The organism is Streptomyces zinciresistens K42, from assembly GCF_000225525.1.
GTDB lineage: Bacteria > Actinomycetota > Actinomycetes > Streptomycetales > Streptomycetaceae > Streptomyces > Streptomyces zinciresistens.
Map to the genome: position 1 here is coordinate 1 of NZ_AGBF01000357.1, position 3,705 is coordinate 3,705.

The 3,705-nt window shown below is 74.8% G+C and carries 4 protein-coding genes and 1 pseudogene; 3 read left to right on the top strand and 2 right to left on the bottom strand.

Annotated features, from left to right (window positions below):
* From SZN_RS36190 to SZN_RS36200, 3 genes and pseudogenes are all read left to right on the top strand, one after another.
* Positions 1-336: SCO6045 C-terminal-like domain-containing protein (locus SZN_RS36190; protein WP_007505454.1), on the top strand; the 336-nt coding region annotated here is incomplete at its 5' end.
* A gap of 11 nt (positions 337-347) precedes the next feature.
* Positions 348-545, top strand: a pseudogene (locus SZN_RS39485) (TIGR04222 domain-containing membrane protein); the annotation flags it as partial.
* Positions 546-642: 97 nt separating this feature from the next.
* Positions 643-2,295 carry an alpha/beta hydrolase gene (locus SZN_RS36200; protein WP_007505456.1) on the top strand — a complete coding sequence of 551 codons (1,653 nt, stop codon included), beginning with the start codon at positions 643-645 and terminating at the stop codon, positions 2,293-2,295.
* A 103-nt stretch (positions 2,296-2,398) separates the two neighbouring features.
* Here SZN_RS36200 and hemQ read toward each other — a convergent pair whose 3' ends face one another.
* Positions 2,399-3,130 (bottom strand): hydrogen peroxide-dependent heme synthase, encoded by a 732-nt coding sequence (hemQ, locus tag SZN_RS36205; protein ID WP_007505457.1) that lies wholly within the window; start codon positions 3,128-3,130, stop codon positions 2,399-2,401.
* Positions 3,131-3,135: 5 nt separating this feature from the next.
* Positions 3,136-3,705, bottom strand: a 570-nt coding sequence (locus tag SZN_RS36210; RefSeq protein WP_007505458.1) for a protoporphyrinogen/coproporphyrinogen oxidase, incomplete at its 5' end; no start/stop codon positions are given.

Here is a 3,705-nt window from a genome sequence, read left to right on the forward strand (position 1 = left end):
TTCGACCGGGTGCGGCTCGGGGTGCAGTCGCGGGCGCTCGCGGGCAAGCGGGCGGACGTCGTGGCGAAGGTGGCCCCCGAACTGCCGGTGATCCTCGGGGACGGCTACCGGCCGGCGTTCCTGTCGTACTCCCACGGGCACCCGATGACCGGCGGCTACCGGCACGACGCGCTCGCCTCCGCCGGGTACCTGCTGGACGGCGGGCGGCTCGGCGACGCCCGTACGCGCGCCGAGGTGCGGCAGTGGTGGCGGGAGCGCTCGGGGTCGCGGCCGCGCTCGGGGCGTCCGGCGGTGCGGCTGGCCCGCGCCACACGCCGGGCCCTGCTGCGCCGTTGACCGCGCTCCGAGCCGGGCAGCGGCTGCTGAACGCGCTGGTGCGCCGCGCGCGCGGCGGGGACGAGCGCACGTTCCCCGACTCGGTGGCCGTGCGCGGGGTGCACGCGGTCGGGGAACCGGACCTGCGCGCGGCCCTCGCCGCGCGCGGCGCGGACCGGGAGGGCGCGCACCGGCGCGAAGGGCGCCCGCCGGGAGCGGGCGGCGCATAGGGGGCATTGGCGCCGACACCGGCGGACGGTGCTTGCCTTCCTCAACAGACGAACCAAATATCCCTTTTGTTGCTGCCGTGCACCGAAGGGATTCCCGATGCGAGCTGCCGCCCTCTATTCGGTCGCGGGGGCACTGCTCCTGTCGGCCCTGTCCGCGGCCCCGGCCGGCAGTACGGAGGCCGCACCGGGCGCCTCCGAGCGGCACGGCGTGCAGGTGGCCGCCGCGCGTGCCGAGGCGAGGGGGATCACCTTCGGCGCCTGCCCCAAGGACCAGGGCCTGCCGGACCTCGTCAAGTGCGGCACGGTCTCGGTGCCCCTCGACTACGCCCGCCCCTTCGGCAAGCAGATCCGGCTCACCGTCAGCCGGGTCCGGGCCACCCACAAGGACCCGGGCAACAGCAAGCGCCGGGTGCCGGGCAAGGGCGCCCTGGTCTACAACCCGGGCGGGCCGGGCGCCTCCGGGCTGCACTTCCCGCTGGTCGGGGTGCTGCCCAAGTGGAAGCGCGTGGCGGCGGCCTACGACCTGGTGGGCTACGCCCCGCGCGGCGTGGGGCCCTCGGCGCCGCTGTCCTGCCAGGACCCCCGGCAGTTCACGGCGGGCCCCTCCCTCGCGCCGACCCACCCCTCGGCCTCGTACAAGCAGCGGCGCGTCGCGCGTGCCAGGGCCTACGCCCGGGGCTGCGCCGCGCGCGCGGGCGCCGCGCTGCGCCACTACAACTCCCTCAACAACGCCCGTGACCTGGACGTCCTGCGGGCCGCGCTGGGCGAGGACAAGCTGACGTTCATGGGGGCGTCGTACGGGACGTACTTCGGCGCGCTGTACGCGCAGCTCTTCCCCTCGCACGTGCGGCGGATGGTGTTCGACTCGGCGGTCAACCCGGACCCCGCGCAGATCTGGTACCGGGCCAACCTCGCGCAGTCGGCCGCGTTCGAGGGCCGGTGGGCGGACTTCCGCGCGTGGGTCGCCGAGCACGACGACGTCTACGGCCTCGGCACCACCCCGGAGCAGGTGCTGCGCAGCTACGAGAAGGCCCGGACGCGGCTGGCGGCGCGGCCTGCGGGCGGGCGGATCGGGCCGGGCCAGTTGCAGGAGGTGTTCCTCCAGGCCGGCTACTACGACGACTACTGGCCCTCGCGGGCGAAGGCGCTGTCGGCGTATCTGAAGGGCGACGGCGTGCCGCTGGTGGAGCTGGCCTCGCCGGTGCGGGAGGCGGCGGCCGAGGAGGAGAACACCAACGCGGTGTACACGGCCGTGGAGTGCAACGACGCGCCCTGGCCTACGGACTTCGCGGTGTGGGACCGGGACAACACCCGCCTCGCGCGCGTGGCGCCGTTCGAGACCTGGGACAACGTGTGGATGAACCTGCCGTGCGCCTACTGGCGCGCGCCACGGCAGACTCCGCTGGACGTGCGGACCGGGCCCGGCGAGGTGCCGCCCGTGCTGATCCTGGCCGCCGAGCGGGACGCGGCCACCCCGTACGACGGGGCGCTGGAGATGCAGCGGCGCCTCGCGGACTCGGTGCTGGTGACCGAGCGGGACTCCGGCACCCACGGCATCGCCTACGGCCCGAACCCGTGTGTGAACGGCTATGTCGACGCCTACCTGCTGGAGGGCCGCCTTCCGCAGCGGCGGGCGACGTGCGGGGCGCGCCCGGAGCCGAAGCCGGAGCGGGCGGGCGACCTCAAGGCCGGGAAGCGCACCCCCGCCGCGGCGGCGAAGCCGGGCGGGCGCCCGCGGGACGCGGCATGACCTGACGCGCGGCCGGCGCACGGCCGCGCACGAAGGCCCGGGGACACCCCCGGGCCTTCGTGCGTCCGGGCCCGCGCGCCGCGGAGCCTTCGCGGCGTGCCGCTCAGGCGAGTCCGGCCACCAGGTCCGCCACCGACTTGCGGCGGCCGGTGTAGAACGGGACCTCCTCGCGCACGTGCAGGCGCGCCTTTGACGCCCGCAGATGGCGCATGAGGTCGACGATGCGGTACAGCTCGTCGGCCTCGAAGGCGAGGATCCACTCGTAGTCGCCCAGCGAGAACGAGGCGACGGTGTTGGCGCGGACGTCCGGATAGCCGCGGGCCATCTTGCCGTGGTCGGCGAGCATGCGGCGGCGGTCCTCGTCGGGCAGCAGGTACCAGTCGTAGGAGCGCACGAAGGGGTAGACGCTGACGTAGTCGCGGGGCGTCTCGTCGGCGAGGAACGCCGGGATGTGCGAGCGGTTGAACTCGGCGGGGCGGTGCAGCGCCATGTTCGACCAGACCGGCGTCAGGGCGCGGCCGAGCCGGGTCCGGCGGAAGAGGTTGTACGCCTCCTGGAGCTGGTCGCTGGTCTCCGCGTGCCACCAGATCATCAGGTCCGCGTCGGCCCGCAGGCCGGAGAGGTCGTAGGTGCCCCGGACCGTCACGTCCTTGGCGGCGAGCTGCTCGAACAGCTCCTGGACCTCCTCGGCAAAGCCCCCGCGGTCCTCCGGAAGCACGTCCTTCAGCCGGAAGACGGACCAGAGGGTGTAGCGGATGACCTCGTTGAGGTCCTTGGCCAGCTTGCCCTTGTTGGGGATCCTGCCGGACTCGGTGGTGGAGGCGTCGTCACTCATGTCCCTCATTCTCCCGCTCCGCCGTGCAGGCTCTGCACCGGGTCGGCGGCGAGCGCGCGCACACCGCCGAGGTCGCCGGCGAGCTGGTCGGCGGCGGCGTACGCGCTCGCGATGCACGCCGGGATGCCGACGCCGTCGTACTGCGCGCCGCACACGGCGAGGCCGGGCACCCCGGCGATGTGCGCGCGGACGCGGGCGACGCGCGCGTGGTGGCCGACCGGGTACTGGGGCAGGCCGTCGTTCCAGCGGGTGACGCGGGTGCGCAGGGGGGCGGCGGCGAGGCCGGTGGCGGCTTCGAGGTCGCGCCGGGAGACCTCGACGAGGTGGTCGTCGTCGCGGCCGAGGATCTCCGTCTCGCCGTGGCGCCCCACCGAGGTGCGCACCACGACCAGGTCCGGGTTCTCCCCGTCGATCCAGCCCCACTTGCGGGAGGCGAACGTCGACGCCTTGATGGTGCGCCCGTCGACCGGCGGGACCAGGAACCCGCTGCCGGCCGGCAGAACGGCGTCCGCGCGCCGGTAGGCGAGGGTGACCAGGGCCATGGAGGCGTACTCGACGGCGGCGAGCTCGGCGGC

Excerpts from the sequence above, each read along its gene's own strand:
- SZN_RS36200 (WP_007505456.1), top strand. The coding sequence starts at position 643 with ATGCGAGCTGCCGCCCTCTATTCGGTCGCGGGGGCACTGCTCCTGTCG.
- hemQ (WP_007505457.1), bottom strand. The coding sequence starts at position 3,130 with ATGAGTGACGACGCCTCCACCACCGAGTCCGGCAGGATCCCCAACAAG.